Annotated in this window: 21 protein-coding genes; 13 read left to right on the forward strand and 8 right to left on the reverse strand. The window is 74.1% G+C overall.

The genetic code is table 11. From position 1 onward, the window contains the following. Window positions 1-74 precede the first annotated feature (74 nt). The 3 genes from QOL15_RS02280 (at window position 75) to QOL15_RS02290 (ending at window position 3,146) form a co-directional block, all read left to right on the forward strand. A complete protein-coding gene (locus tag QOL15_RS02280; protein WP_139197574.1) occupies window positions 75-908 on the forward strand; it encodes a DUF1206 domain-containing protein in 834 nt (277 codons plus the stop codon). Window positions 909-1,077: 169 nt separating this feature from the next. Continuing rightward, window positions 1,078-1,950 carry an SMP-30/gluconolactonase/LRE family protein gene (locus QOL15_RS02285; RefSeq protein WP_071249123.1) on the forward strand — a complete coding sequence of 291 codons (873 nt, stop codon included), beginning with the start codon at window positions 1,078-1,080 and terminating at the stop codon, window positions 1,948-1,950. 44 nt (window positions 1,951-1,994) lie between these two features. Next, a complete protein-coding gene (locus QOL15_RS02290) occupies window positions 1,995-3,146 on the forward strand; it encodes an alpha/beta fold hydrolase (RefSeq protein WP_071249121.1) in 1,152 nt (383 codons plus the stop codon). Window positions 3,147-3,317: 171 nt separating this feature from the next. Here QOL15_RS02290 and QOL15_RS02295 read toward each other — a convergent pair whose 3' ends face one another. The 5 genes from QOL15_RS02295 to QOL15_RS02315 all read right to left on the reverse strand — a co-directional run bounded on the left by QOL15_RS02295 (window position 3,318) and on the right by QOL15_RS02315 (window position 7,221). Beyond that, window positions 3,318-4,511: an NAD(P)/FAD-dependent oxidoreductase gene (locus QOL15_RS02295; protein WP_071249119.1), complete on the reverse strand. Its 1,194-nt coding sequence runs from the start codon at window positions 4,509-4,511 to the stop codon at window positions 3,318-3,320. Window positions 4,512-4,535: 24 nt separating this feature from the next. Then, complete coding sequence (locus QOL15_RS02300; protein ID WP_071249117.1) at window positions 4,536-5,336, reverse strand: SDR family NAD(P)-dependent oxidoreductase; 801 nt, start codon at window positions 5,334-5,336, stop codon at window positions 4,536-4,538. Between the two features lie 2 nt (window positions 5,337-5,338). After that, window positions 5,339-5,845 (reverse strand): Dps family protein, encoded by a 507-nt coding sequence (locus tag QOL15_RS02305; RefSeq protein ID WP_065963833.1) that lies wholly within the window; start codon window positions 5,843-5,845, stop codon window positions 5,339-5,341. Between the two features lie 130 nt (window positions 5,846-5,975). Beyond that, complete coding sequence (locus tag QOL15_RS02310) at window positions 5,976-6,488, reverse strand: MarR family transcriptional regulator (protein WP_083230340.1); 513 nt, start codon at window positions 6,486-6,488, stop codon at window positions 5,976-5,978. 175 nt (window positions 6,489-6,663) lie between these two features. Further along, complete coding sequence (locus QOL15_RS02315) at window positions 6,664-7,221, reverse strand: NADPH-dependent FMN reductase (protein WP_071249115.1); 558 nt, start codon at window positions 7,219-7,221, stop codon at window positions 6,664-6,666. A gap of 137 nt (window positions 7,222-7,358) precedes the next feature. Here QOL15_RS02315 and QOL15_RS02320 point away from each other — a divergent pair, with 137 nt between their 5' ends. From QOL15_RS02320 to QOL15_RS02345, 6 genes are all read left to right on the forward strand, one after another. Further along, the gene (locus QOL15_RS02320) at window positions 7,359-9,002 is read left to right on the forward strand and encodes a glycoside hydrolase family 13 protein (RefSeq protein WP_071249112.1); all 1,644 of its coding nucleotides are present in this window, start codon (window positions 7,359-7,361) and stop codon (window positions 9,000-9,002) included. A gap of 114 nt (window positions 9,003-9,116) precedes the next feature. Beyond that, the gene (locus QOL15_RS02325) at window positions 9,117-11,117 is read left to right on the forward strand and encodes a DUF11 domain-containing protein (RefSeq protein ID WP_071249110.1); all 2,001 of its coding nucleotides are present in this window, start codon (window positions 9,117-9,119) and stop codon (window positions 11,115-11,117) included. 174 nt (window positions 11,118-11,291) lie between these two features. Beyond that, complete coding sequence (locus tag QOL15_RS02330) at window positions 11,292-11,933, forward strand: DUF308 domain-containing protein (RefSeq protein ID WP_083394102.1); 642 nt, start codon at window positions 11,292-11,294, stop codon at window positions 11,931-11,933. Then, the gene (locus tag QOL15_RS02335; RefSeq protein WP_065963824.1) at window positions 11,930-12,196 is read left to right on the forward strand and encodes a hypothetical protein; all 267 of its coding nucleotides are present in this window, start codon (window positions 11,930-11,932) and stop codon (window positions 12,194-12,196) included. Before QOL15_RS02330 ends, QOL15_RS02335 begins: the two co-directional genes overlap by 4 nt. 185 nt (window positions 12,197-12,381) lie before the next feature. Further along, window positions 12,382-12,915: an RNA polymerase sigma factor gene (locus QOL15_RS02340; protein ID WP_254780214.1), complete on the forward strand. Its 534-nt coding sequence runs from the start codon at window positions 12,382-12,384 to the stop codon at window positions 12,913-12,915. Then, window positions 12,905-13,669 carry a hypothetical protein gene (locus QOL15_RS02345; protein WP_139197573.1) on the forward strand — a complete coding sequence of 255 codons (765 nt, stop codon included), beginning with the start codon at window positions 12,905-12,907 and terminating at the stop codon, window positions 13,667-13,669. Before QOL15_RS02340 ends, QOL15_RS02345 begins: the two co-directional genes overlap by 11 nt. A gap of 139 nt (window positions 13,670-13,808) precedes the next feature. On the opposite strand, the gene QOL15_RS02350 is transcribed toward QOL15_RS02345, so the two are convergent. Beyond that, window positions 13,809-14,720, reverse strand: coding sequence for a LysR family transcriptional regulator (locus QOL15_RS02350; protein WP_217641015.1), 912 nt, complete (start codon window positions 14,718-14,720; stop codon window positions 13,809-13,811). Window positions 14,721-14,768: 48 nt separating this feature from the next. On the opposite strand from QOL15_RS02350, the gene QOL15_RS02355 reads away from it, so the two are divergent. After that, complete coding sequence (locus QOL15_RS02355; RefSeq protein ID WP_083394100.1) at window positions 14,769-16,055, forward strand: MFS transporter; 1,287 nt, start codon at window positions 14,769-14,771, stop codon at window positions 16,053-16,055. Between the two features lie 125 nt (window positions 16,056-16,180). Next, on the forward strand, window positions 16,181-16,861 hold the full coding sequence (locus QOL15_RS02360) for a hypothetical protein (RefSeq protein WP_071249100.1): 681 nt from the start codon (window positions 16,181-16,183) through the stop codon (window positions 16,859-16,861). Window positions 16,862-16,919: 58 nt separating this feature from the next. On the opposite strand, the gene QOL15_RS02365 is transcribed toward QOL15_RS02360, so the two are convergent. After that, complete coding sequence (locus QOL15_RS02365) at window positions 16,920-17,834, reverse strand: cation diffusion facilitator family transporter (RefSeq protein WP_065964656.1); 915 nt, start codon at window positions 17,832-17,834, stop codon at window positions 16,920-16,922. Between the two features lie 66 nt (window positions 17,835-17,900). Here QOL15_RS02365 and QOL15_RS02370 point away from each other — a divergent pair, with 66 nt between their 5' ends. Then, window positions 17,901-18,617 carry a DUF4166 domain-containing protein gene (locus tag QOL15_RS02370; protein WP_071249098.1) on the forward strand — a complete coding sequence of 239 codons (717 nt, stop codon included), beginning with the start codon at window positions 17,901-17,903 and terminating at the stop codon, window positions 18,615-18,617. Next, window positions 18,590-19,567, forward strand: coding sequence for an epimerase (locus QOL15_RS02375; RefSeq protein ID WP_071249095.1), 978 nt, complete (start codon window positions 18,590-18,592; stop codon window positions 19,565-19,567). The genes QOL15_RS02370 and QOL15_RS02375 overlap by 28 nt, the downstream gene beginning before the upstream one ends. On the opposite strand, the gene QOL15_RS02380 is transcribed toward QOL15_RS02375, so the two are convergent. Next, entirely contained in the window at window positions 19,536-20,561 is a 1,026-nt protein-coding gene (locus QOL15_RS02380; RefSeq protein WP_071249094.1) for an EamA family transporter, read from the reverse strand. The genes QOL15_RS02375 and QOL15_RS02380 overlap by 32 nt on opposite strands. Between the last annotated feature and the right edge of the window lie 55 nt (window positions 20,562-20,616).

The raw sequence follows: 20,616 nt of genomic DNA on the forward strand, positions 1-20,616 counted from the left end.
GAGCCGGCGGTGGCCCGGCACGGACACGGGTGGCTCCGACGGACACGGGTCGCTCCGACGGGCACGCTGGTCGGGTGAGCAACCAGACGGAACGAGCAGCACGCGAGACCGGACGACAGGCGCGGCGCGCTGCCGACAGCAGGTGGTTCGAGCTGACCGCACGCGCCGGCTTCGTCGGGAGCGGGGTCGTGCACCTGCTCCTCGGGTACCTCGTGGTGCTGCTCGGCGTCGGCAACGGCTCCTCCGGCCGCGAGACCGACCAGTCGGGCGCACTGCAGCAGCTCGCCGCGGTCCCCGGCGGGATCGTCCTGCTCTGGGTGGTCGCCGTCGGCACCGCGGCGCTGACGCTGCACCTGCTCGTCGAGGCCGTCGTCGGCGGGCGGTCGGACTCCGCACGCGGCTGGGCCGCCCGCGCGAAGGCCGTCGGGAAGGCCGTGGTCTACGGCGTCGTGTCGTACTCGGCGGTGACCTTCGCGCTCGGCGCCGGCAAGAGCTCGAGCGGGTCGAGTCGGAGTGCCGCGGCGACGGCGCTCGCGACGCCCGGCGGGGTGTTCCTGCTGCTCGCGGTGGCGGCCGTCGCGGTCGTGGTCGGGGTCGCCCTCGTCGTGATCGGCTGCCGTCGCTCCTTCTGGAAGCAGCTCGTCCGCCCGCGACAGCCGCTCGACCGGGTGGTCTCCGTGCTCGGCACCGTCGGGTACGTCGGCAAGGGCATCGCCGTGGTGGTCGTCGGCGTGCTCGTCGCCGTGGCCGGCTTCCGGAGCGACCCGGACCAGGCCTCCGGGCTCGACGGGGCGTTCGATGCACTGCACGGGCTGCCCGCCGGATCCGCGGTGCTCGTCGCGGTCGGCGTGGGGTTCCTGGCGTACGGCGTCTACAGCTTCTTCCGGGCGCGGTACGCGCGGCTCTGATATACTGGCTGCGCTCGCCTCCTGCTGGGGGGACCGAGAAGCAGAGCCGGTGCAGCTGGGGTATACCAGGTCCCGGCTCTTGCGCTGTCCGGGGGTCCATGACCGACCGATCCCACGCGCACTGAACATGTTGGACGCGCGCGGAGGTGACCGGCGGTAGGGACGGAGCATGGACAACGCGACGACCGGACCCGTGACCGTCTTCTGCGACGAGCAGGCGGTGCTCGTCGAGAGCATCGTCTGGGACCCGACCACCGAGCGCCTGCGCTGGACCGACATCACGCTCGGCCTGCTCACCACCGCCCGCGCCGACGGGACGGTCGAGTCGAGCGTGCCGCTCCCGCCGCCCCTCGCGAGCTTCCAGCCCCGCGTCGGCGGCGGCTTCGTCGCGGCGCTCGGCGACACCGTCGTGCTCACCGACGAGCAGGGGGTCGTCGAGCGGGAGCTCACCCGGGTGCAGCACGCGACGGCCGGCATGCGGTTCAACGAGGGCAAGTGCGACCCGTTCGGGCGCTTCCTCGTGGGCAGCATGGACCTCACCGACCAGGACCCGGCGGGCGCGCTGTACTCCGTCGAGCCGGACGGGACGACCCGGGTGCTCCGCGGCGGCTTCGGCGTGACGAACGGCATCGAGTGGTCGCCCGACGGCAGCACGATGTACGTCACCGACACGAGCACGAGCACGATCTACCGCGCCTCCTACGGCCCCGAGGGGGACCTCGGCGAGCTCGTCCCGTTCGTCAGCGGCGCCGCGCACGACGGCCTGGTCCGGGACGACGAGGACTGCTTCTGGACCGCCGTGTACGGCAGCGGCCGCGTCGAGCGGTGGAGCGCCGCGGGGGAGCACCTCGAGACCGTGGAGGTCCCGGCGCCCAACGTGACCTCGGTGGCCTTCGGCGGGCCGGACATGTCGACGCTCTTCATCGGCACCGCGCGCGAGAACATGACCGAGGAGCAACTCGAGCAGGCGCCGCACTCCGGGGCGGTGTTCGCCGTGCCGACGCGGGTGCGAGGCTCCTCAGCGTCCGCGTTCGGCGGCTGAACGGACGGTATCGTGGGCGGTCGCCAGCACCACAGGAGGCCGACGTGCACGACGAGGACCACCCGGACGCAGCACGACCCGCCGCGCCGGCACCCGACGCCCCCGCGGCGAGCGCCGCGCCGGCACCCCAAGCCCCGCCGGCCCCCGACCCCGCCGGTGAGCTCTCCGACGCCGAGGACGCCGACGTCACGGTCCGCGTCGACCGCATCGCCGTCGACGGCACCTACGTCCGGGTGAGCTCGATCGGCGCACCCGGCGACCGGGCCTTCGTGCTCGTCGCCGGCCTCGGCATCGCGTCGACCTACTACGAGCGGCTCGCCCCACACCTCAACGAGCACGGCCCCGTGCACGCGCTCGACCTGCCCGGCTTCGCGGGCGTCCCGCGCTTCCGCGGCGGAGTGTCGATCGAGCGGTACGCCGACGCCGTCGAGCAGGTCCTGCGCGAGCTGCGACTCGAGGACCCGGTGCTCGTCGGGCACTCGATGGGCACGCAGGTCGTCACCGAGGTCGCCGCCCGCAACCCCGGTCTCAGCGACCTCGTCCTGATCAGCCCGGTCGTCGACCGGTCGGCGCGCACCATCCGGCAGTCGGCGTTCCGCTTCCTGCGCTCCGCGCTGCACGAGCCGGCGGCGGTCCGCTGGCACGCCGTGACGGCCTACGCCCTCTGCGGCTGGCACTGGTTCCGCCGGGTCCTGCCGCGCATGATCGCGTTCCCGATCGAGGAGCGCGCAGCCGACGTCCGCGCCCGGACGCTGATCGTCCGCGGCGAGCACGACGCGATGGTGCCGCGCGACTGGGTGCGGTCGCTCGCGCGGGTCTTCCCGCACGCGGTCCTCCGCGAGGTCGTCGACGGCGCGCACTCGGTCATGCACGCGCAGGCCGACGCGGTCGCCCGGCTCGCGGTCGCGCACGTCGACGGCCGCATCGCCGACCGCGGGGTCGGGTCGCTGCAGCGGGTCCGCGACCACACGACCTCGTCGGACCTGGCGCGGCTCGGGGCGGCGGACGCCTGGCTCGTGTTGAAGTCACGGTTCCGCGAGCTGTTCGGCATGGCGCGCGGCGACGACGAGGCCCTCGAGGAGGCCAAGTCCGCGCACGCGGTCGCGATGGCCGACGGCGACGGTATCCCGGTGGACCCGTCGGACCGCCGCGAGGTCGTCGACGAGGTCGCGCCGGAGGTCCGCGACCGCTCCTGACGGCCCGCCACCGTTCCGGTCCAAGGGCCGGGCCACGTCCGCGACGTGACCCGGCCGGCGGTGCCGCCCACGGCCGTGGACGCACGCACGGGAGGCCCGGTGCCGGTCCCACGGACCGGCACCGGGCCTCCCGGCGGTCACCACCACGGCACGTGGCGGCACCGCGCGCCGCTACGGGGTGATGCGTCCCGGCAGCGCGTCGCGCGTGAGCGCGCTCGCCTCGGCGAGGACCTTGCGGGCCTCGTCCGTCTTGTCCCAGACGTTCCAGAGCAGCACGCCGCGGACGGTGTCGTCGTCGTCCAGGTAGTAGACGACGCCCGTGACGTTCGGCTCCTGCCAGTCCTCGACGGTGTGCAGCGCGGTCGAGACCTGGCCCACCGCCTCGTACCCGGCGTCGAAGACGTCCGAGTAGAACATCGGCGTGTGGTCGTAGGTCTCGTCGGCGTCCGCGAGGTTCCGGCCGGCCTGCCGACCCTGCTGCTGCGCGTTGTCGACGTGCTCGACGCGGCGCGTGCCGAGGATGCGGTCCGGGTACTCCGCGACGTCGCCCGCGGCGAACACCGACTCGTCGTCCGTGACCAGGGTCGAGGACACGACGATGCCGTCGTGCACCGTCAGGCCGGCATCGGCGGCGAGCTGCGTCTGCGGCTCGATGCCGAGCCCGACCACGACCGCGTCGGCCTCGAGGGTCGAGCCGTCGTCGAGCGTGAGCGTCACCCCGGTCGCCGTCTCGGAGCCCTCGTCGACGCGACGACCGAGCCGGAGCTCGACGCCGTGGTCGATGAAGCGCTGCTGGAACGCGCGTGCGAGCCCCTCGGGGAACATGCGGGCACCGACGACCTCGTCCGGGTCGACGAGCGTGACGCGGGCACCGTTCTGCACGATGCCGGCCGCGACCTCGGTGCCGATGTACCCGCCGCCGACGACCGCGACGTGCGCGCCGGCGTCCGCGAACTCCCGGAGCTTCCGGTAGTCGGCGGCGCTCCGGTAGTCGAGGACGCGGTCGGACGGGGCGAGGCCGGGCAGGCTGCGCGGCTTGCCGCCCGTGGCGAGGAGGAGCCGCTCGTAGCCGTGCGTCGCGCCGTCGGCGGTCGTCACGGTCTTCGCGGCGCGGTCGATCCCGGTCACCCGCGAGCCGAGCAGGAGCGTCGCGCCGGTCTCCTCGGTGTGCAGGTCGACCTTCTCGTCCCAGCTGAAGTCCGGGTCGGTCCACAGCTTCTTGGACAGGGCGGGGCGGGCGTAGGGCGGGTCGACGTCCTCGCTGAGGACCCCGATCGAGCCGTCGGTGTCGAGTTCGCGGATGCCGCGGGCGGCGGCGTCGGCGACCATCCCGCCGCCGACGATCAGGTAGCGGAAGTCGGTCATGGTGCTCCCAGGCGTGAGGGTGGACTAGATGGTGGCGACCGAGCCGGAGTCGACCCGGTAGTTCGACCCGTTGACGAAGCTCGCGAGGTCGGAGCACAGGAAGGCGACGACGTTCGCGACCTCCTCGGGCTCGCCGCGACGGCCGAGCTCCATGTACGGGCGCTCCTCGTCGAGGAAGCTCGTGATGGCCTCGTCGACGGTGGTCCCCTGCTGCTCCGCGCGCTTCTTCATCATCGCGTCGGTCATCGGCGTGTGGATGAAGGCGGGGCTGACGGTGTTCACGAGCAACCCCTCGGACGCGTACGAGCGCGAGAGGCCCTTGGCGAACGACAGCACACCGGCCTTGGCGGCGCAGTAGGGCAGTTCGTCGTCGTAGGGCTGCGAGGCGTCCTCGGACACGAGGTACACGATGCGTCCCCAGCCGCCGTTCCGCAGGTCCCCGATGAACTCGTGCGTGATCCGCACCGGGCCCATCAGGTCGACGTCGATGGTGTCGAGCCAGCCCTGCTCGTCGATCTCGTGGAACATGCCCTGCGCGCCGGTGATGCCGGACGACTGCACGAGGATGTCGATCTCGCCGACGGAATCGCGGACCCGGTCGTGCAGGGTCGCGAGGCTCGCGGCGTCGGTGACGTCGGCAGCGAAGGCGAAGAGCTTGCCGGGCGGGGCCTCGAGCTGGTCGGCACTGGTGTCGAGACGGCTCTGGTCGAGGTCGGAGACGACCACGGTCGCACCCTCCGCGAGGAGGATGCGAGCCGTGTTCCAGCCGATGCCGGAGTCGCCCCCGAAGACCAGGGCGGTCCTGCCCTGGATCCCGAGGTCCACGGTCAGGAGGCGGTGGAGGCTTCGGCGGTCGCCGGGCTCGTCGCGGCGGCGAGCGGCGTGCGCGGGGAGCGGTTCTCGGCGGAGACCATCCAGGCGAGCTGCTCGAGGCGCTCGATGAAGCCGTGGAGCAGGTCCGCGGTCGTCGGGTCCTCCTCGTCGACCTCGTCGTGCACGTCGCGCATGGTGCCGGTGGCCTGGTACAGGCGGAGCGTCACGAGGTCGATGGCGTCGTGCGTGGCGACCTCGCCCTCGGGGAACGCGTCGAGGTGGGTCGACTGCGCGACGGTCGCGGCGCGGCCGTCCGGCACGGCGTAGAGCGCACGCATGCGCTCGGCGGTGTCGTCGGCGAACTCACGGGCGGCGTCGACGATCTCGTCGAGCTGCAGGTGGAGGTCGCGGAAGTTGGTCCCGAGGATGTTCCAGTGGGCCTGCTTGCCCTGCAGGTGCAGGTCGATCAGGTCGACGAGGACCTTCTGGAGGTTTGCAGCGAGCTTGTCCGATGCGTGCATGATCGGCTCCTTCCGGATCGGTGACCCTTCCGGTCTACGCGGTCCGGTCGTCGACGTTCCCAGAGCACGTGGAGTCGGCGTCCCCCGTGCCGCCGCCGTGCACCACTCGCCGGGCGGGCGCGGGCCGGTGTCAGTGCGCGGGTGCGGGGTCGACCTGGTCGACGGCGCCGCGCATCCGCTCGAGGAAGGTCGCGACGGCCCGTGCCTCGTCGGCCGACATGCCCTCGGCGATCGACATCATGCGGCGGTGCATGACCCCGAGGGTGGCCCGGACCTCGTCGTCGGTCTCGGTGGTCGGCGTGATCACGAGGGCCCGGCGGTCGGTGGGGTGCGGGTCACGGCGGACGTGCCCGGACCGCACGAGGCGGTCGATGAGGATCGTCGTCGAGGCCGACGAGATCTTCAGGTAGGCGGACAGGTCCTTCGGCTTCACGATGCGGTCCGCCCGCTGGGCCTGCAGCAGGTAGCGCACCGCGAGCAGGTCGGTCTCGCCCATGCCCATCGAGTCGCGCGTGCGCCGACGCATCGCGGTCTCGGCCGCGCGGTACCGGCGCAGGGCGTTCAGCACGGCGACGCCGCGGCGGGTGGCGTCGTCGTCGGGGAACCAGTACCCCGACGCCTCGGTGATCTCCTGCGTCGACACCTGCACAGGGTAACCCGCCTGGTATCTCGTCCGTCTAGTGATCCGCGGTCCGCGGAGTGATCCGCGGTCCGCGGCTCCGCGCGCGCGGACGACGGACGGGAGGCGCGGCACCCGCCGGCACCGCGCCTCCCGTCCGTCACGTGGTCGCGTCGCGACCGGTGGCGCGACCCGCGGGTCAGGCCGCCGCCGGCTCCGCGGCCGCGTCGGCGAGCGCGCGCAGCGCGCCCTGGACCTGCTCGACGACCTCGGCGTCCTCACGCGGGTGGGTCTCTGCGAACCGGACGACCGACTGCGGGATCGCGACCGCGACGTCCTCGAGGACGCGGGCGCCGGCGATCCCGGCGACCTTGCGGGCGTCGTCGTGCGCCCAGACGCCGCCGTACTGGCCGAAGGCCGAGCCGATGACGGCGAGGGGCTTGCCGGACAGCGGCGAGGCGCCGAACGGACGCGAGCCCCAGTCGAGGGCGTTCTTCAGCACGGCCGGGATCGTGCCGTTGTACTCGGGCGTCACGAGCAGCACGGCGTCGGACGCGGCGACCGCGTCCCGGAACGCGACGGCGGCCGCGGGCGGGGTGTCGCCGTCGATGTCCTCGTTGTAGAACGGCAGGTCGACGATGCCGTCGAACGTGGTGAGCTCGATGCCGTCCGGGGCGTGCTGGTCGGCCGCCTCGGCGAGCTTGCGGTTGATGGAGCCGGCGCGGAGGCTGCCGACGAGGACCAGGACCTTCGTCATGGGAATCCCTTCGCTCGGTGACCGGGTGGTCACGTCTGTGGTGTCCCGCGCGACAACGCACGCGGCGGCGTCCGTGTTCCCGACCCGCGTCCGCGGACCCTGTTCCCCGTCGGTGGACGCGTCGGTAGGTTGACCGGGTGAGCACGCTTCGGACGCCCGCCAGCAGCCCCCGCACCACCGACCCGGACTGGTGGCGGCAGGCCGTCGTCTACCAGGTGTACCCGCGCAGCTTCGCGGACTCCGACGCCGACGGCCTGGGCGACCTCGCCGGGGTCACGAGCCGCGTGCCGTACCTGGCGGCGCTCGGGGTCGACGCGATCTGGCTGTCCCCGTTCTTCCCGTCGCCGCTGGCCGACGGCGGCTACGACGTCGCCGACTACCGCGACGTCGACCCCCGCCTCGGGACGCTCGCCGACGCCGACGCGCTCGTCCGGGCCGCGCACGAGCACGACGTCCGGGTGATCGTCGACATCGTGCCGAACCACACGTCCGACCAGCACGAGTGGTTCCGGGCCGCGCTCGCCGCCGCGCCCGGGTCGCCGGAGCGGGCGCGCTACGTCTTCCGCGAGGGTGCGGGCGAGTCGGGGGAGCTCCCGCCGAGCGACTGGGTGTCGAACTTCGGCGGCAGCGCCTGGACCCGCGTGCCGGACGGCCAGTGGTACCTGCACCTGTTCGCGCCCGAGCAGCCCGACCTGGACTGGTCGAACCCCGAGGTGCGGGCCGACTTCGAGACGACGCTGCGCTTCTGGTCGGACCGCGGTGTCGACGGCTTCCGGGTCGACGTGGCGCACGGGCTCGCGAAGGACCTGTCCACGCCGTACCGGCCGTCCGACGAGGACCACCTGCCGCTCGACGGCTCCGACCCGCTGTACGACCGCGACGAGGTGCACGAGATCTTCGCCGGGTGGCGCACGGTGCTCGACGAGTACGACCCGCCGCGTGCCGCCGTGGCCGAGGCGTGGGCACCGGCACCCCGAAGGGTCCTGTACGCCCGGCCGACCGAGCTCGGCCAGGCCTTCAACTTCGACCTGCTCGAGTCGCCGTTCGACGCCGCGTCGTTCCGGTCGCTCATCGAGCAGAACCTGTCGGCGTCGGCCGAGTCGGGGGCGTCGAGCACGTGGGTGCTGTCGAACCACGACGTCGTCCGGCACGCCACCCGGTACGGCCTGCCCGACGGCACCGACACCGATGCCTGGCTGATGACGGACGGCACCGAGCCGCCGCTCGACCGCGACCGGGGGCTGCGGCGGGCCCGGGCGGCCACGCTCCTCGTCCTCGCGCTCCCCGGCTCGTCGTACGTGTACCAGGGCGAGGAGCTCGGCCTGCACGAGGCGCCGGCCATCCCGCACGACCTGCTGCAGGACCCGAAGTGGCTCCGCACCGGGCACACGGTCAAGGGGCGGGACGGCTGCCGTGTCCCGATCCCGTGGACCCGCTCCGGACCGTCGTTCGGCTTCGGCGACGTCGCACCCCAGCTGCCGCAGCCGGCGGACTTCGGTGCGTCCTCGGTCGAGGCGGAGGACGGTGACCCGGACTCGACGCTGTCGATGTACCGCGCGGCGACCGCGGCCCGTCGGCGTCTGCAGGAGGGCGAGGACCTCGCGTGGGTCGAGGCCGGCGCCGACGTCGTGGCGTTCGCGCGGCACGACGGCTGGCGCTCGGTGACGAACTTCGGGACGGAGCCGGTGCGCCTGCCCGAGGGGACCGTGGTGCTGGCGTCGGGGCCGCTCGACGCCGGGGACGGGATGCTGCCGGGCGAGACGACGGTCTGGTTGGGCTGATCCCTCGGCGCTCGTTCCTCGCTCCTTCCTCCACACGGGCGGTGGCGGGTCGGGTCCTCCACAGGTGCGCCACCGGGCCCGTGACGGGGCCGCGCCGGTCGCGACGATCGGGGCATGAAGCCACACATCTCCAGCCCCGGCGTCCCATCGACCTCGTCCCCGTCCCGCCCCGGACGCCGTCCCCCGACCGCCGCTCGGCTGAGACGTCGTCGCCCGGTCCTGTCCGGTGTCGGTCTCGCGACCGCGCTCGGACTCCTGCTCGCCCCCGCGTTCCTCGCGTCGTCGTCCTCGGCCGGTTCGCTCGCGTTCCCGTACACCGACGACTTCTCCACCGCGGCCGGCGGCACGCTGTCCGGGGACGCCCAGGTCGTCGGCGGGCGGCTCCGGCTGACCGACGCCGTACCCAGCCAGGCGGGCGCGTGGTCGACCGACGACACCTTCGCGTCCGACCTGGGGCTCGACATCGAGTTCGACTACGCCATGCACCACGACGGCCCCACCGTCGGCGCGGACGGCCTGCTGCTGTTCCTCGCCGACGGCGCGGCACCGCAGGGTGTCGGGGCGACCGGGGCCGCGCTCGGCTACGCCTGCAAGGACTCCTCGGCGGAGGGCGCGGAGTCCCCCTGCACCGAGCCGGGCCTGCCGGGCGGGTTCGCCGCCGTGGCGATCGACCGCTACGGCAACTTCTCGCTGCCGCTGAACGGCTCCGGGCCCGGTGCCGCCCCGGACGCGGTCGTGGTCCGCGGTTCGGGGAACGGGACCACCGGCTACCGCTACGTCGCCGGTGCCGCCGCGCCGTTCGGCACCGCCACCGAGGGAGCCACGCCCCGGACGGTCCGCGTGACGCTCCTGCCCGACGGTGCGGGACACCTCGCGCTGACGGTCCGTGTCGAGATCCCGGGCGGCGCGCTCCGCACCGTGCTCGACCGGGTACCGCTGCACGGTGACGGCCAGGCCCCGCTGCCGTCGACGCTCCGACTCGGGTTCGCCGCGTCCACCGGCACGTTCGTCGACGTGCACGAGGTCGACGAACTGCGCGTGCGGGTACCCGTGGACCTGTCGGTCGACCAGGCGCTCCAGCCGACCGTCACACCGGGCGAGCGCGTGTCGTACGACGTGACCGCGCACAACGCCGCCCTGAGCCACTCCGACCCGAGCCCGCTCACGGTCGACGTCCCCGACGAGCTCACCGACGTGTCGTGGACCTGCCGGGGCGAGGACGGCGGTGCGTGCGGTGCGGCGAGCGGCACCGGTGACGTGGCCGTCGACCTGGACCTGCCGCACGCAGCCGGGGCGACGGTGACGGTCACCGGCACCGTGCCCGCGGAGGCGCAGGGACGACTCACCAGCACGGCGACGATCGCCCCGGCGAGCGGTCTCCAGGACACCTACGAGGACGACGACGTCTCGACCGTGTCCACCGAGGTCGACCGGGACGACACGGGCGGGCCCGAGCCGGTCGCGGAGGCCCAGGTCGCGACCGAGAAGTCGGTCAGCCCGGCCACGGGGGTCCACCCGGGTGACGAGGTGGCCTACCGGATCACGGTGCGCAACGACGGCCCCGGGACCGCGGAGGACGTGGGCGCCACGGACGAGCTGCCCGCCGCGATGCGGTTCAGCGGCTCGGACGACGACTGCACGGCATCGGGGCAGCTCGTGACCTGTCGGTCGACGGACGACCTCGCCCCGGGCGGACGGCGGGACTTCGTCGTCCGGGCGGTCCTCGACGAGGACTACCGCGGCGACGGCTCCGACGTCGTGAACGTGGCGACCGCGTCCTCGGCGACCGACCCCGACGGCGGGGACCCCTCGCCGGCGGTCCCGATCGGGGTCGAACAGGGCGGTGACGGCGACGGTGACGGCGGCGGACCCGGGCAGACGGCGTCGCCCACCCCGGCGGCACCGGGCGGAGCCGGGCACACCCCGGGACCAGCGGCGGCCGGCTCCCCGTCGACGGGACGTGGCGGCGCACTGGCGTACACGGGCGCGGACGGCCTCGGCGCCCTGGGCGTCCTCGCGGGGGTCGGTGTCCTGACCGGCGGCGGGGTGTGGTGGGCGGCGCGTCGGCGACGTCCGAGTACGGCGGACGCGGTGTCGGAGACCGGCGCTCCCTGACCGGCGGCGTCGTCGTGCCGCGGGAGGCTCGGAGCGGACGCGCCCCGAGCCCCCCGGCGGCCCCGTGCAACGGCGACCTCGAGCCCGCTCAGGCTCGGGGCTCCCCGCCCGGTCTGCTCGGAGCGGGGCCGGCGGTAGGATCGACCCACCACCCGCATGCCCGAAAGAGGTCTCGTGTCCGACTCCCTGGACGACGCCGGCCAGCGCGCGCGGTACTGGCCGATCCCCGTCCTCCGGGCCGTCCCAGCCGCGGTCATGGCCCTCGTCATCACCTTCTCGTCCAACCACGCAGCCGGCTACGGCCTCGTGCTGTTCGGGGTGGTCGCGCTGGTCGACGGGCTGGTCCTCGGCTTCGCCGGGCTCCAGCGGATGGTGGACGACACCCGGTCGCGCCGGACGACCCTGGTCCAGGCGGCCGTGTCGGTCGTCGCCGGCGTCGCGGCGTTCGCGACGAGCGGCCTCGGACTGCCGGCCTTCATCGCGGTGATCGTGGCGTGGGCCGTGCTGACCGGGGCACTCGAACTCACCCAGGGGCTGCGTGCCCGGGGTCGGTCGCCCTTCTCGCGGGACTGGACGACGATCGGTGGCCTGACGCTGCTGCTCGCGGTCGCGTTCCTGCTGACCCCGCCCGACTACTCGCAGCAGCTCGGCGGCATCGAGAAGGTGTCCGGCACCCTCGACGCGCCCGTCGTCCTCGTCGGCCTGCTCGGCGCCTACTTCGCCATCGCGGCGGTCTTCCACGTGATCGCCGGCCTCTCGCACAAGTGGGGCACGGCCTCGCCCGCCGCTGCCCCGGACGGAGCACCACACGCATGACCACCCCCAGCCGCCGCGATCGTCTGCGCCCCGCCGAACTGCTCGTGATCTCCGCCGTCGTCGCGGTGTTCGTCGGGTTGGTCGTGCTGTTCTCGACCCGTGAGTTCGAGCTCAGCCTCGTCTTCCTCGGTGTCGCCTTCATCGTCGTCGTGGTCGTCCTCGCGATGCTGCAGCTCGCGTCGTCGAGCGACCAGGACGACAACGACATGCTCGGCGGACACAAGACGCCCACCGAACGCACCGAGGGCGACGACCACCACTGACCCGCGGCGGCCGCACCTGCCGGGCACGGCCCGCTGAACGGCCGGCCCGCTCACCCGCTGCACTGCCGGCCCGCTGACCCGCCGGTCCGTCCACCGCGCCACGCCCGAGGTCACGATCTCGGCTCGGACCTGTCATGATCGCGGGTCGCGCCGACACCTCTGCAGTGGAGGGGTGTGATGTGGACGTGACCACGGAGACGGACGGCGCGATCGTCCGGGCGATGGCCGAGGGCGACCGGACGGCGCTCGCACGGGCCTTCGACCGCTACGCCCCGACGCTCACCCGCTACGCGTGGGCGCTCGTCGACGACCGGCAGGACGTCGAGGAGGTCGTGCAGGACTCGTTCCTGACGCTCTGGCAGCGCTCGTCGACCCTCGAGCTGCCCGCCGAGACGGTGCTCCCGTGGCTGCTCGTCGTGTGCCGCAACCACGCCTTCAACGCGGGCCGCAAGCGCTCCCGACACCGGGCGGACGAGCTGCCCGAGACCCTCGCGGCGCCCGACGACCACACCGAGGCGGCGGAACAGCTCCGCTGGGTCCGTGCCGAGATCGCCGCGCTCCCCGACCTCGACCGCCGCATCTGCGAGCTGTGCCTGCTCGAGGGCCACTCCTACGCCGAGGCGGCGGACCTGCTCGGCCTCACCGTCGGTGCGATCACGCAGCGGGTCTCCCGCAACCGACGTCGACTGAAGAAGGAGGTGATGCACGATGGACACTGAACCTCCCCAGGGCGACGACCTGCAGCGCATGCTCGTCTCGATGAAGCGGAACGTCCTCGACGGCGCCGCCCCACGACCGAGACGACGACGAGGACGCCCGGGCATCGTGGTCGGGGTCGTGGCGCTGCTGGCGCTCGGCACCGCGACCGGTGCGGTCGCCCTGACCCTGTCCCAGCAGGACCGTCCCGTCGCCGCACCGGTCCGGACCGAGGACCCCGCGCCGGCCCCGTCCGCGACGACCCCGACGTCGGCACCCGTCACGGACCGACCGAGCCCGCGACCGAGTCGGACGGCCGCCAGCACGACCGCGACGATCCCGACGGACTGCCGGTCGGTCGTGCCGGCGTCGGACTACGACCGATTCTTCGGCGACGTGCCGCTGGCGACGATCGTCGCTGACGGGAAGGTGTCCGCCCTTCCGCACCGCGACCCGGTCGGCGCACCCCCCACGCTCTCCTGCCAGTGGCGGGACCCGGGCGCGGACATCACCGGTCTCGAACTCACGATGGGCACGGGTACACCGGAGCAGATCGCGGAACTGGAGCGCGGCACGTTCGACGGGTGGTCGCCGACGTGCGAGGACGACGCCGACGGAGCCCGCGTCTGCCGCGCTTCCAGGACCGACCCGACGTACGGAACGGACTGGGCACGGACGACCTACGTGCGCGGCGACACCTGGCTGGCCGTGGACCAGTCGAACTTCCCGACGAACGGGCTCCTGCCCGCGGTCGTCGGGGAGGTCTGGGGGGACTGACGGCCCGGGAGGCGCGTGGCGGCGACGACCCGCGCCTCCGGTCCGCCGGTGGGACGCGACGACCGCGCCCCTCCCGACCCGGACCGGACGCCCCGGAAATCCGTCGCGCCCGGATCGTCCGACGTCCCTGGGTGGCGCGTCAGCCGCACCGGGCCGCGACGACGTCGCGCGCGAGCGTGCGCGTCGCCCGGTTCGGCTCGGTGTCCGACCGCATCGCGAGCCCGATCCGCAGCGGTTCGACGTCGTCCTCCAGCTCGAGCACCGCACCGTCGTAACGGACGCCCGAGTCCGGCACCACCCCGACCCCGAGACCGGCCGAGGCGAACCGCACCACGGCGGGCATGTCGTTCATCTCGGCGACGACCCGGCGCCGGATGCCCGCCCGGTCCAGGGCCGCGTCGAGGATGAGCCGGTTCCCGAACCCGTGCGCGGTGTCGACGAAGGGCTCGTCCGCCAGCTCCGCGAGCGACACCGAGCGGCGCCCGGCGAGCGGGTGGTCCGGTGCGACGAAGACCCGGAACGGCATCTCGCGCAGGGGCTCGACGTGGATCCCCGACGGGACCGCCGGCAGGCCGCAGTAGGCCAGGTCGAGCCGCCCGGCAACGAGGTCCTGCACGAGCCCGGTCGTGCCGGACTGTGACGTCATCAGCTCGACCGTCACGAGCGGGTGCCGCTGCCGGAACCGCCGCAGGACCCCGGTCAGGTCGACGACGTCCATGCTCGTGAAGATGCCCAGGCGGACCCGACCGCGCAGGTCGGCGTCGTCGACGACCGCGAGGTCGCGCATCCGGTCCAGCCCGTCGAGGACGGCGCGGGCGTGGGGGAGCACGTCCTCGCCCGTCGCGGTGAGCACGAGCCCGCGCCCGGTCCGGTCGAACAACCGGGCACCGAGCGTCCGTTCGAGCGAGGCGATGCCGGCGGACACCGTCGACTGCGCCGCCCACAGCCGCTCGGCCGCACGCGTGACGTTGCCCTCGGCGGCGACGGCGACGAACTGTTCGAGCAACCGGGTCTCCATCGCCCCATCATCGACCAGTTCGATGGCGGGCAACAAGTGCATCCGTTGGACTCGATGCCGCGCGGGCGGCACCATCGGAGCATGTCCTCGACCACCGGCCCCGTCACCACGTCCGCCCCGACCGCACCCGTCGTGCGTGCGGCCCAGCACGTCACCGCCCCGCGCGGTCACCGTGCGCACACCCGCCGTCGGCACGGCTTCGGCTTCTGGGCGGTCGCGTTCGCGTTCCTGTCGGTGATGGCCTTCGCGACCGTGCCGGCTCCGCTGTACGTGATCTACCAGGCGCGGGACGGCTTCCCGACCTTCACGACCACGGTCGTCTTCGCCGCGTACGGCGTCGGCGTGGTCGCGTCGCTGTTCCTCGCCGGACACCTCAGCGACGTGCACGGTCGACGGCCGCTCGTGCTCCTGTCGCTGGCCGTCGAACTGCTCGCGGCGGCGCTCTTCCTGGTCTGGGACGACGTCGCCGGTCTCGTCGTCGCACGACTCGTCACGGGCCTCGGCGTCGGACTCCTCACCGCCACCGCGACGGCGCACCTCGCGGAGCTCCGCGTCCGGGCGACCGGCTCGTCGGCATCCGCCGGGGGCGCGAGCGTCGCGGCCGGCGCGGTGAACCTCGGCGGTCTGTCGCTCGGCGCCCTCGTCGGCGGCGCCCTCGCCGAGTTCGTCGGGCAGCCGCTCGTCGTGCCGTACGTGGTGTTCGTCGTCGCCCTGGCCGTCGCGTTCGTGCTCGTCCTGGCCGCGCCCGAGACCGTCGACCGTCCCGAGCAGCCGGTGCCCTACCGCCCGCAGCGCATGCAGGCCCCCGAGGGGCAGGCCGGCACGTTCTGGGCCGCGGGTGCCGCCGCCTTCGCCGCACTGGCCGTGCAGGGGCTGTTCACCTCGGTGGCGCCGACGTTCCTCGGCACGACGTTCCACGTCACGGACCGGCTCGCCGCGGGTGCGACGACGTTCGGGGTCTTCGCCGCGAGCGCGCTCTCGCAGATCGTCTTCGCGAAGCTGTCGCAGCGCCGTCAGGTCCGGCTCGGGCTGGTGCTGCTCGTCGTCGGGCTGGTCGTCCTCGCGGTCGCCGCGGTGGTGCTCCAGGTCGCCGGCTTCATCGGCGGCGGGGTCGTCGCCGGTGCCGGGGTGGGCCTGCTCTTCCGCGCGTCGATCGCCCGCGCCGGTTCGCTCGTCGGGCCCGAGCAGCGCGGTGGTGTCCTCGCCGCGACGTTCCTCATCGCCTACGCCGGGCTCACCGTGCCGGTCGTCGCCGTGGGTGCTGCCCTGCTCGTCGTCCCGACGCTGCCGGTGCTCCTCGCCTACGTGGTGTTCGTGGTCGCGCTCGCCCTCGTCGCCGGCACCCGACTGGCGGCACACGCCGAGTGAACCCGGCTGGCGGCCCGCGCCGAGTGAACCCGGATGGCGGCCCGCCCCGGGCGAACCCGACCCGACCCGACCCGGCCGCAGGCCCCGCGGCACGCCGGCCTCCGCCCCGCCGCCATACTGGGGGCATGCCCCGCACCCGACAGCGCTCCGTCCTCACCGGCGTCGCAGCGGTCGTCGCGGCCGGACTCGTCGCGGCGGGCATCGCACTCACCACCCAGCGCAGCGGTGACGACCCCGTGCTCGGCGGCGGGGAGCCCGCCGTCACGACCACGGTGACCGCCGCGGGCCCCGACACCACCAGCGGCCCCGATGCCACCAGCGGGACCGGCGGCGGCGGCACCGGCTCCGGCACCGGCCAGGGCTCGCCCGACGGCACCGTCACGATCACCCGCGAGGGCCCGGACCTGCCGGGCGGTTCCGTCCTCGCCCGCTGCGACACCGACTCCCGCCGGGTCGTCGCCCGCTACGACACCGCCGCACTCGGCGAGGTCGTGCTCCAGTGCGGCGACTCCGGGCAGGGCTACGAGCACATCCGCGTCCGGCACACCGAGGACTGGCAGGACGTCGTCACGGGCCACGGCAGCCGCGACTGGGACGACGCCATGCTCACCGCGGTCGGCACGGTCCTCGGGTCCCCGCGGTCCGGGTACCCGGTCGACGCCGGCGACGGCAAGGTCTGCTACGCGGCACCCGTCCGGTTCGACGACGGCTCGCGTCCCGATGCCGACCCGTTCGTCAAGGTCATCGTCTCGGCCACCACGGACCGCGTGATCACCGCCTACCCCACGCGCACCGACGGCTGCTGACCCACCCGGCACCCGCGCCACGACACGGCGGCGACCGCCCGGCACGTGCAGGTGCGACCTACGCGTGCACCTCGTGCTCGTGCCGCCGGTGCGACACCGGCTCGAGCTGGAACGTCGAGTGCTCGACCGGCACGTCGAAGTGCTCCGCCACGCACCGCTGCAGGTCGTCGAGGATCCGCGGGGCGTGCGCCGTCGAGAAGCAGTGGTCGTCCACCACGACGTGCGCCGTGAGGTTCGGCACCCCGGTCGCCACGAGCGTCGCGTGCAGGTCGTGCACCTCGATCACGTGGTCGAGCTCGAGGATGTGCCCCCGCACCGCCTCGAGGTCGAGCCCGGGCGGTGTCGACTCGAGCAGCACGTTCGCCGTCTCCCGCAGCAGGCGGATCGCCCGCGGCAGGATGAGCAGCCCGATCAGGATCGCCGCGATCGAGTCGGCGCGCTCCCAACCGGTGACCGCGAGCACGACGGCGGCGGCGATGACCGCGACCGAGCCGAGCGTGTCGTTGAGCACCTCGAGCCGTGCCGCACGCGACGTGAAGGTCTCGCCGGAGGCCCGGAGCAGCACCGCGTAGGCGACGAGGTTCCCGACGAGCCCGACGACACCGAACACCAGGAGGGGACCGGCGTGCACCTCGGCCGGGACGAACAACCGCTGCACGGCCGACACGAGGACGAAGACGCCGACCGCGAGCAGGACCGCCGCCTGCGCCGTCGCGCCGAGCACCTCGGCACGCTGGAAGCCCCAGGTGCGCTGCGCGGTCGGGGACCGGCGGGCCAGTCGTGTGGCGACGAGCCCGATCGCGAGCCCACCGGTGTCGACGACCATGTGCCCGGCGTCGACGAGCAGTGCGAGCGAGCCGGTCAGGACCGCCCCCACGACCTCGGCGAGCAGGATGCCGGCCGAGATGCAGAACGCGACGAGCAGGGCGCGTTCCGACGCGTGTCCGTGCCCGTGCGAGTGGTCGTGGCCCATGCGCCCCATCGTAGGCAGGACGGCAGACGCCCGCGTGGACGCCCGGCGCCGTGCCAGGATCGCCACGTGACCCGGTCGCCGTACGAGCTGAGCGGGCCCGCCGAGGTGCTGGCCCGTCTGCACCCGCGCCTGCGCACCTACTTCGGCGCCGTCCCGCCGGGCCACGTCGGCCGCGGCGAGGGCGTCTTCGCCGTCGTCGGCACGCCCCGCCGATGGCTGTGGCCCCTGCTCGCACTGTTCGCGCGTGACGGCGTCGTGTTCCCGGTGTGGGAGCGGGACGTCCCCTTCACGGTCGAGAACCGTCCGGCCCGCGTCCGGCGCGGTGCGGCCGACGGCCGGGAGGCCCGCCCCGCGGTCCGCGCGCACCGTACCTCCCGCTTCCGCGCCGGCGACCGCACGATGGTGGACGCCATCACCGCCGAGCCCGAGGGCCTGGTCGACCACCTCGGTCGCCGTGGGCGCGTCAGCGCCCTGCTCCGGACGGAGGTCGACGCGGACGGGCCGGACGCGGGCGCCCTGCGCCTCGTCTCCACGCGCGTGACGTTCCGTGCGCTGGGACGCGGATGGGGCCTCCCGGTCGTCGTCGCCCCGCGTGTGACGCTCGTGGAACGATTCGATGACGATGCCGACGTGCAGCGCGTGTCCCTGGTGCTGGCGGCACCGCTGGTCGGCACGCTGTACCGGTACGAGGGCGCGTTCCGGTACGCGGTCGTGCCCGACGACGCGGCCGGTGCCGCGCCAGGAGGGGGTACCACGTGGTCGAGCAGCAACCGAGGGTCGTGATCGCGGGGGCGAGCGGCTTCGTGGGACGGCACCTGCGCCAGGCGCTCGTCGACGACGGCTACGAGGTCGTGACCGTCGGCCGGACCGGCGACGCGGTGTGGGGCAACACGCTGCGCATCCGTGCGCTCGTCGACGGGGCTGCCGTCGTCGTGAACATGGCCGGCAAGAGCGTCGACTGCCGGTACGGGCGCCGCAACCGCGCCGAGATCCTGCGGTCGCGCGTCGACACGACCCTCGAGCTGGCCGAGGCGATCCGCACGGCCGAGCACCCGCCGCCCCTGTGGCTGAACGCCTCGACGGCGACGATCTACCGGCACGCCGACGACCGCCCCCAGGACGAGGCGACGGGCGAGCTCGGCGAGGGCTTCTCGGTCTCGGTCGCCCGGGCGTGGGAGGCCGCGTTCTTCGGGGCCGACCTGCCGCGCACGCGTCGGGTGGCGCTCCGGATGGCGATCGTCTTCGGCGACGGCAGCGCGCTCGTGCCCCTGCTCCGCCTGGCGCAGGCCGGGCTCGGGGGCCCGCAGCTCGACGGTCCGTGGTTCCCGACGCCCGGGCGGCTGCGAGCCGGGACGTACCACCACGACCGGCACACGCACGGGCGGCAGCGGTTCAGCTGGGTGCACGTCGACGACGTCGTCGGTGTGGTCCGGTTCGTCCGCGACCACGAGGAGGTCACCGGCCCGGTGAACGTGTCGAGCCCGGAGCCCTCCGACAACCGCACCGTGATGGCGACGATCCGCGAGTCGGTCGGCCGGCGTTTCGGCCTGCCGACGTGGCGGTGGATGCTCGAGCTCGGGGCGTTCGCGATCCGGACCGAGTCCGAGCTCGTGCTGAAGAGCCGGTGGGTGGTGCCGACCCGCCTGCTCGAGGCGGGCTACGCGTTCCGCCACCCCGACCTGCGCGGGGCGCTCGCCGGGATCATCGCCGAGCGGCGGGAGCACCGGGGCTGACCGGTGCCGGGCCGCCCGCCGGGTCGTCCGCCGGGGGAGCGGCAGGGCCGTCCGCCGGGGGAGCGGCCGGGCGGTCCACCGTCGGTGCGCCGTGCACCAGCGGGGCCCCGACCTCGGGCGCGCCCACCACCCGCGCGGTCCGCGAGGACCACAGCACGGCGACGACGACGACCGCACCGGCGACCACCTCGACCACGTCGGGGACCTCGCCGAACGCCGCCCACGATGCGAGCACGCCGATCACCGGCACGAGCATCGAGAACGGCGCGACCGTGCTCGAGGGGTACTTCCCCATCAGCCGCGACCAGATGCCGTACCCGACCAGGCTCCCCGCGACGACGATGTAGAGCAGCCCGAGGTCGGCGGGCAGTGCCGCGGGCGTCAGGGCCGTCCCGAACGCCCGACCGACGCGCTCGGGTCCCTCGACCAGCAGCGACAGCGCGAGCATCGGCACCGGCGGGACGACCGCCCACCACAGCGTCAGGTGCAGCGGGTTGACCGGACCGGTCCGCCGCGTCGCGACGTTGCCGAGCGCCCAGCCCAGCGCGCCGCACAGCACGAGCACCACGGGCAGCAGCGCCGCGGTCTGCGCCCGGTGCACCGCGATGACCCCGAGGGCGACGACGGCGACCGAGACGCCGACGACCTGCCGGGCGCTCAGGCGCTCGCGGAGCAGGACACCGGCGAGCACGACCGTGAACGGCGCCGACGCCTGGATGACGAGCGACGCGAGGCCCGTGGGCATCCCGGCCGCCATGCCGAGGTACAGGAATGCGAACTGCAGCACGCCGAGGGTCGACCCGACGAGGACGATCCACCGGAACCGCACCTCCGGCCGCGGGACGAACAGCACCGTCGGGACGGCGAGCAGCGTGAACCGCACGGCCGCGAGCAGGAACGGCGGCCAGTGGTCGAGCGCGATCGCGGTGGCCGGGAAGTTCAGGCCCCACGCGACTGCGACGACGAGGGCGAGGACACGGTCACGGATGAGCACCCGTCGATCGTCCCGCACCCGAAGCGGTAGCACCAGCGAACGGATCGACAGCGTC

The sequence above is a fragment of the Curtobacterium sp. MCBA15_012 genome (assembly GCF_001864935.2).
Classification (GTDB): Bacteria; Actinomycetota; Actinomycetes; order Actinomycetales; family Microbacteriaceae; genus Curtobacterium.

What these genes read in the sequence shown, in the direction of transcription:
- QOL15_RS02285 (WP_071249123.1), top strand. Translation starts at nt 1,078, where the DNA reads ATGGACAACGCGACGACCGGACCCGTGACCGTCTTCTGCGACGAGCAG.
- QOL15_RS02305 (WP_065963833.1), bottom strand. Translation starts at nt 5,845, where the DNA reads ATGCACGCATCGGACAAGCTCGCTGCAAACCTCCAGAAGGTCCTCGTC.
- QOL15_RS02295 (WP_071249119.1), bottom strand. Translation starts at nt 4,511, where the DNA reads ATGACCGACTTCCGCTACCTGATCGTCGGCGGCGGGATGGTCGCCGAC.
- QOL15_RS02335 (WP_065963824.1), top strand. Translation starts at nt 11,930, where the DNA reads ATGACCACCCCCAGCCGCCGCGATCGTCTGCGCCCCGCCGAACTGCTC.
- QOL15_RS02355 (WP_083394100.1), top strand. Translation starts at nt 14,769, where the DNA reads ATGTCCTCGACCACCGGCCCCGTCACCACGTCCGCCCCGACCGCACCC.
- QOL15_RS02315 (WP_071249115.1), bottom strand. Translation starts at nt 7,221, where the DNA reads ATGACGAAGGTCCTGGTCCTCGTCGGCAGCCTCCGCGCCGGCTCCATC.
- QOL15_RS02365 (WP_065964656.1), bottom strand. Translation starts at nt 17,834, where the DNA reads ATGGGCCACGACCACTCGCACGGGCACGGACACGCGTCGGAACGCGCC.
- QOL15_RS02325 (WP_071249110.1), top strand. Translation starts at nt 9,117, where the DNA reads ATGAAGCCACACATCTCCAGCCCCGGCGTCCCATCGACCTCGTCCCCG.
- QOL15_RS02345 (WP_139197573.1), top strand. Translation starts at nt 12,905, where the DNA reads ATGGACACTGAACCTCCCCAGGGCGACGACCTGCAGCGCATGCTCGTC.
- QOL15_RS02360 (WP_071249100.1), top strand. Translation starts at nt 16,181, where the DNA reads ATGCCCCGCACCCGACAGCGCTCCGTCCTCACCGGCGTCGCAGCGGTC.